The 6,455-nt window shown below is 69.4% G+C and carries 5 protein-coding genes; 3 read left to right on the top strand and 2 right to left on the bottom strand.

Features of this window, described 5'->3' with window-relative positions; genetic code table 11:
* The first annotated feature begins 225 nt into the window (after window positions 1–225).
* The 3 genes from ACOJSN_RS21340 to ACOJSN_RS21330 all read left to right on the top strand — a co-directional run bounded on the left by ACOJSN_RS21340 (window position 226) and on the right by ACOJSN_RS21330 (window position 2,936).
* Complete coding sequence (locus ACOJSN_RS21340; protein ID WP_420114495.1) at window positions 226–1,944, top strand: Mbeg1-like protein; 1,719 nt, start codon at window positions 226–228, stop codon at window positions 1,942–1,944.
* Window positions 1,945–2,021: 77 nt separating this feature from the next.
* On the top strand, window positions 2,022–2,519 hold the full coding sequence (locus ACOJSN_RS21335) for a septum formation family protein (RefSeq protein ID WP_420114494.1): 498 nt from the start codon (window positions 2,022–2,024) through the stop codon (window positions 2,517–2,519).
* 27 nt (window positions 2,520–2,546) lie between these two features.
* Window positions 2,547–2,936, top strand: a complete 390-nt coding sequence (locus ACOJSN_RS21330) for a DUF4280 domain-containing protein (RefSeq protein WP_420114493.1) — start codon at window positions 2,547–2,549, stop codon at window positions 2,934–2,936.
* Here ACOJSN_RS21330 and ACOJSN_RS21325 read toward each other — a convergent pair.
* Together ACOJSN_RS21325 and ACOJSN_RS21320 are read right to left on the bottom strand one after the other, a co-directional pair.
* Window positions 2,917–3,510, bottom strand: a complete 594-nt coding sequence (locus ACOJSN_RS21325; RefSeq protein ID WP_420114492.1) for a hypothetical protein — start codon at window positions 3,508–3,510, stop codon at window positions 2,917–2,919. The genes ACOJSN_RS21330 and ACOJSN_RS21325 overlap by 20 nt on opposite strands.
* The coding region (locus ACOJSN_RS21320; RefSeq protein WP_420114491.1) for a DUF4157 domain-containing protein at window positions 3,507–6,455 on the bottom strand (2,949 nt) is incomplete at its 5' end. The genes ACOJSN_RS21320 and ACOJSN_RS21325, both read right to left, overlap by 4 nt.

Below are 6,455 nucleotides of genomic sequence, written 5' to 3'. Positions count from 1 at the left end.
CTCGGCACTGCTCGACTAGGGCATTCCTGCGGCGGTCAGCGTGATGACGGCCCGCAACCCACCGCCGTGATTCGCCGTCAGGCTGAGCGCGCCGCCGTGTGCGGCCGCGACGGCTGCGACGATGGCCAGACCGAGGCCGTGCCAGCTGCCACGGGTCAGGCCCCAGGGAGCGAGCGATCCGGAAGAATCGCCGGACCGGGACGGCGAGCGAGGAGACCACGGGCCATGAACCTGCAGGACTACCTGCGCTGGCGTGGCGACCTGACGTTCGCCGAGCGTGCCTTCAACACGGTCGACAACCTCGCGCTCGCCGCGATCTCCTACCTCAACCTCGCCGATATCGTGCCGAGTACCGAGGAGGGCGGCAGCATCTCGGTGCGTGAGGCCGCCGACGTCCTGGTCCGACGGCGGAGCCTGGCTGGGCAGGATCCGGCGTTGGCATTCGAGGAGCGCCGGTTGCCGATCGTCGACTCCAGCGTGCTCACCGACATGGGCCGCTCGGCACGGTTCGGCGAAGCCCGACTCTCCGACTTCGTGGACCTGCTCGACCCCGAGGGCGGCGTGCAGTTCTCCGCCGTCACGATCACGCTCGGCGACGGCACCACCTACGTCTCCTATCGCGGCACCGACTGGACCATCCTCGGGTGGCGCGAGGACTTCACGATGAGCTTCGAGACGATCCCGGCCCAGCTGGCGGCCGCCGACTACTTGAAGGATCGGGTGGCGGCCGCGCCGAGGGCGGTTCGCGTCGGCGGTCACTCCAAGGGCGGCAACCTCGCGGTGTACGCGGCCATGGCGGTCGACGACGACGTGCAGGACCGGCTGCTCGCGGTCTACTCCAACGACGGCCCCGGGCTGGCGCCCGAGATCGCCCAGCCGGAACGACTGGCGCGCCTGGGCGACCGGATCGTCAAGATCGTGCCGGAGTTCGCCGTGGTGGGGCTGCTGTTCGACACCATCGACCACGCGCGGATCGTGCGCAGCGATGCGCCCGGGATCCTGCAGCACTACATCACGTCGTGGCAGGTGACCGCCACCGACATCGTGGAGGCCGACCGGATCGCCCCGCGCGCCACGGTGATCGAGCAGGCCTTCGAGGAGTGGCTCGAGAACGTCGGACCGGCCGAGCGGAAGACCTTCACCCAGGACTTCTTCGAGGCGCTCGGCGCCGGCGGCGCCACCCTGGTCACCGAGATCGGCGATCAGGACTTCGGGGGCTTCGAGTCGGTGCTCGTCACCTTCGGGCGGCACCGCGGTGAGACCCGCCACGCGATCCGGCTGGCGGCGCGGGCGGTGCTGCGCGCGATCGCCGAGATCAACTACCGCCGACTGCTGCAGCACTCGACCACGGTGCGGGCCCTGGGGCTGGCGCTGATCGGCCTGCTGTTCGTGGTGCAGCCGGTGCTCTGGGCGCAGATCGTCTCCTCGCTCGGCCTGTTCGCGCTGTTCGCGGTGGTGGTGGGCCGGGTGCTGATCGGTGCGATCCAGCGCTGGGAGGGGCTGCGGCCCCGAGCGCGCAGCATCGTGGCGCTGGGGCTGACGCTCGGGCTGGCCACCGCGGCGATCCTGCTGTTGCAGTCGCTCGTGGCGCCGAGCAAGGCGCTCCTGGGCGTGCTGCTCCTGCTCAACGCCTGGTATCAGGTGCGGCGCGGCTTCACGCTGCGCCAGCTCAGCAAGCGCCAGCTGTGGCGCACCGTGCTGCTCTATGTCAGCGGCGCGGTCTCGCTGCTCCTCGGCGTACTCGTCCTCTCCTACGGGCGCGAGCTGGTCCCCGCGCTGATCCTGTCCACCGGCCAGTACCTGTTGGTGGCCGGTCTGCTCGAGGTGGCGATCCTGCTACGCGACCAGGTCGGGCGACGGTATGCCAGCGCGGCTGCCACGCTCACGATGTCTCCGCAGCAGGTTCTGCAGCGTTGGGGTGCCCGGCCGCCAGAAAGTCAGTAGCGACTACCGATGATCCTGGCGCGGGGTGGCGGTTAGCGTCGGCAGAGCCGAACACCCCGAACGGAAGGGCTACCACCGTGCCCGGAGCCAGGCCCCGGCGCGCCAGCGCAGCGGTGGCGCTCGCCTGCGCGCTCGCGCTCGCCGGCTGCTCGAGTCTGAACGGCGACGACGGCAGCGGCACCTCGGTCTTCGATCTGGTGCCGGGCATGTGCGTGCTGGCCCCCTCGCACGAGGAGGTCAGCGTGGAGCTCGCGGCGGTCACCACGGTGCCGTGCGAGGACCCGCACGAGCTCGAGGTGTTCGCGCTCGTCGAGTATCCCGAGCCCACGGACAGCGCCACCCAGGCGGGAAGCTCGTTTCCCGGCGACGCGATGCTCAAGGACTTCGCCGACGGCGCATGCGTGGGTGCGTTCGCGGAGTACGTGGGCGTCGACTACCGCGATTCCGAGCTCTTCTTCACCTACCTCGTCCCGTCGGCGCGCAGCTGGCAGGCCGAGGACGACCGCACCGTGCTGTGCCTGATCACGACGACGGGTGAGCAGCTCACCCAGTCCGTGGCCGGCACCGGCTGGTGACCCAACGACCCGAGAAGGAGCACTGTCATGGGACGACCAGCAGCCGCCCCCGGTGCCAGCGCCATGTGTCCGTTCGGAGCGGCACCAGCCACGCTCGTGGGCACCTCGGCCCCGACCGTGCTCATCGAGGGCAAGCCGGCGATCACCATGCGGGACACCATCCCCCTGGTCAATGTGCCGTCCTTCGGCATGTGCAGCTCACCCTCCAACCCGAGCGTGGTCGCCGCCACCGCGGCAGCCATGGGCGTCCTCACCCCGATGCCCTGTGTCCCGGTCCTCGGTCCGTGGTCCAACACGACCGCGCAGACGACGGCCGGCGGCGCCCCCGTGGTCACGTTGGGGTCGGTCTGCACGTGCGCCTACGGCGGCGTGATCCAGGTCGTGAACCCGGGCCAGGTCAGGGCGACGGCGGGCTGACGCGCTCTTCCAGCGCGGCGATCTCGGCAGCCATCACGTCGAGGTCCGCGTGCCGCGCACGGCTCGCCGCGGCCGCTGCGCTCAGCTCGCCTGTTGCGACCGCCTCGAGCGCCGCTCGATACCGCATGATCGCGCTCTCGGCCGACGCGAGCGCCACTCCCAGCAGCCCGCTCAGCACCCCTGTGCTCACCTCGACGTCGCCGAGGGTCACAGAGCTGCGGGCAGCGAACGTCCCAGCGGTCAGGTCGACCTCGAACGCAACGTCGAACTCGGCATCGGTCGCCCGCATCGCCAGCTCGCTCGCCTGCGCCAGCAGCTCGGCGGGCACCGGGTCGGGGTGCACCGCGTAGAAGCTGACACTTCGCGCGATCGGGCGCACGACGCCGAGGACGCGGCCGAGCCAGGGGTCGGCGGCCTCGACGTCGATCGTGGCGAGATCGACGTCCAGCTCGAGGTCGTAACCACCGACCACGAGCGCGACGCACACCTCTTTGACGAAGGCGGGCTCGACGCCGTCGAGCTGGCCGTAGGCCGCCGTGATCGCGAGCTCGTCGCTGGGTTCGGGGGCGCTCACGGCGCGTCCGCGCTCACCGGGACGTTGCCCGTGGTCTTGCCCTTGAGCAGGTCGCGGATCAGCTCGATCGCCTCCGGCGGGTTGCGACGCGGTCGTCGGGCAAGCTCGGCCTCCAGATCGGCGACTGTCACGGTCGCGACCAACTGATTCAGGGCCTGGTCGCCGGCCGACTGGCCGATCTCGTTGTCCCCGATCACGCAGATCACACCGCGTGGCAGCGGCTCGGTGTCCTGGTACGCCTGCGTTCGCTGCGTCAGCTTGCCGCGCTTCTCGGTCGAGAGATACATCCGGATGCGCCAGACCAGGCCGCGATCGGTCTTGCTGTTGTCGCCGAGCCGAGCATCCTTCGCGAGCTGGTTGCGCTGCTGTGCAAGCGAACCCGTCTGCTTCCAGCTCGTGCTGAGCGACGATGCGGTGCTGCCGACGGTCTTCACGACGCCTCGCGCCGTGTCGAGATGACCCATGATCTCGTCATAGGTGGTCTTGGGATCCGCACTCGTACTCATCGATCCGAGGACCGCCGAACGGATCTGCGCCAACAACATGCTGTGCTGACCGCCGCCCTGCTCGGGATCGGCGCCCGGGCGTATCGAGGCCGGGTTGATCTGCTGCACATAGGCAGCCGTGATCCGCTTGCCGCCGATGCGGTAGTGCGAGAGGAACTCGATCGCGACCGGATCCCCTTGTGCCGCCTGCACCACGATCCCGTCGACAGCCATCTTGGGGTGTCGCTTGAGCTCATCCTCGGCCGCGCCCTCCAGGTGCAGCAGCTCCGACTCCTTCTGGGTCCGCTTGGCCATCACGGCGAGTACGTTGTCCGCGATGTAGTGGCCGAGCGCGTGCAGGTTGTCGAGCACCGTCTTGCCCGACTTGACGGCGAGCGGGATCCCGTACCCGCCTCCACTGGCGACCTGGGCGATCGCGAGCACCAGATCGCCGATCGCGGAGCCGAGGGTCCAGCAGCCGTTCTCCAGTTGCTTGGTGTAGACCTGTGAGACCTTCATGAGCGGATAGACCGTGACGTCGACCCGGTCGGTCGAGCGGGCCCGCGCCGCGAACATGCTGAGGTCGGTCTCTCGTTGCCGCATGCCGGTGCCGGCGACGTCCATGGTGGCCTTGACGATCGACAGCACGGCCGAAGCGATGTCCAGCCCTGGCACCACCTTGCTGACGACCGACCCAACGCTGCCATCGATCGTCTTGGCCACGTTGGCGGAGTTCTTCGCAGCACCGACGAGCCCGCTGAGCCCCGCGGCGCCGGCCTTGGTGGCCTTGAGCCCCTCGTAGGCGTCGTTGTTGTTCCATGCGGCCTGCGTGGACTTGACCATTGACAGCGCCGATTGCGCCGCGCCGAGCAGGCTCGTGAAGATACCGACGACCTGTCCCATCCCGAGCTTGGCTTTGGTGGCGTCCGACTGCGGCATCGTCGGCGGCTTGAGCTGGCCCTTCGAGCGCAGGTCGTCGGCCTGCCGGCTGTCGTGGACCAGTTGCGAGATGCCCTGGTCGAGCTTCGCCGGAACCACGGGACCGTAGCTCGTCTTGGTCAGACCCGCGTCCTTCGCCAGCTGTTTGTCCTGCGGCCGACCCACCTGACCGGCGATCGCGCCGCCCAACCCGGAAACACCCTCGAGCACGGGCGCGCCATAGGTCTGCATCCCCGTGAGCACCGTGTCCGCGGCTGCGAGCGGGTCGTCGTCCTTCCTCTTGTTCTGACTCGTGCTCCGCTGATCGGGTGGCAGCAACGCGAGCGAAGTCTCGATCGAGTCGCGGTCTCGTTGCGCTTGCCTCTGCTTGGCCTCGACACGTTCGGTCGCCTGCGCCCACGCAGCGACGTCGAGTGTGCCGTCCTTCGGGGGCATCGCATCGGCAACCTTCGGATCCAGGCTGCCACGGATCACCTGGGCTGCCTGATCCTGCGCGAGTGCTGGATGGAGTTGCGGCTGCTTCTCCTGGAGCTCTGCTCGCAGCGTCGCCATCCGCTCGTAGGCGATCTCGACGTTGCGTCCGAGCATCCGCAGCTTGATCGTCGCCGTGTCGGCGCGCGTCTCGTCCGCCAGCTGCTGCTGCTGGATCGAGCCTTCGGTGCGGATCCGACGGACCTGGATCACCAATCGCTCGGCAGCGGTCTCGCGTGGCGGGCGCACCGAGGTCAGCTCCGGGAACCTCACGTGCCACGTCTCGTGGTACGCCTGGTCAGCGGCCTCCGCCTCGGTGAGCGGTTGCTGACCGGAGCGGCGGCTACGACCGAGCATCAGCGTCCGGTACAGCCCTAGCTCGTACTCCAGCGCCTCCGCGAACTGCGCGTTGAGCGCTCCGGCTCGCTGACCGGAGACGTCCTCGCCGTTCGGGCCTGGGTCGTACATCGAGGCTTGCAGTGCCGCGCGGCCCGCTTTGCCCTGCTTGCGCGACTGCGCCAACGCTCGCTTCTCGGTGCGCTCGGTTCGCTTGCTCTGCTTGGCCGCGACCTTGTTGGCCTTCGATTCGTCCTTGATGCGCTGCCGCTCGGCCTTCTCCTGGGCTTGCTCCCGCTTCTCGTCGTCGGTGAGCTCCTTCTTCCCGAAGACCTTGGAGAACACGTTCGCGCGGCGCACCGCACCACCGCCGCGCGGCTCGGAGAGCACGTGCGCGATCTCGTGCGCGAGCACGCGCTCGGCTACCGGGCCTGAGGCGGCCGAGCCTCCGAGGAATATGTCGTCTCCGATCGTGAAGGCCTCGGCCGACATCGAGCGGTTGAGGCGCGCCGCCTCGGCGCCACGATGCACACGCACTCGCCCCAGCGGCGCGCCGAATGCGCTCTCCATGCGCGTCCGCTGGACTCCCGCAAGCCCGGTGCCGTGGCCGCGCAACGCTCCGATCCTGGCGCTCGTTCTCGCGTCGATCGCTCCACCGGCAGGCCCGACGACGGCTCCCGGCAGCGTGATCGGTGTGCCCTGGCCGTGCTCGGA

This window comes from Pseudactinotalea sp., assembly GCF_048594945.1.
Classification (GTDB): domain Bacteria; phylum Actinomycetota; class Actinomycetes; order Actinomycetales; family Beutenbergiaceae; genus Pseudactinotalea.
The sequence above is the reverse complement of the archived record's forward strand: the minus strand, read 5'-3'. Positions and strand labels throughout refer to the sequence as shown.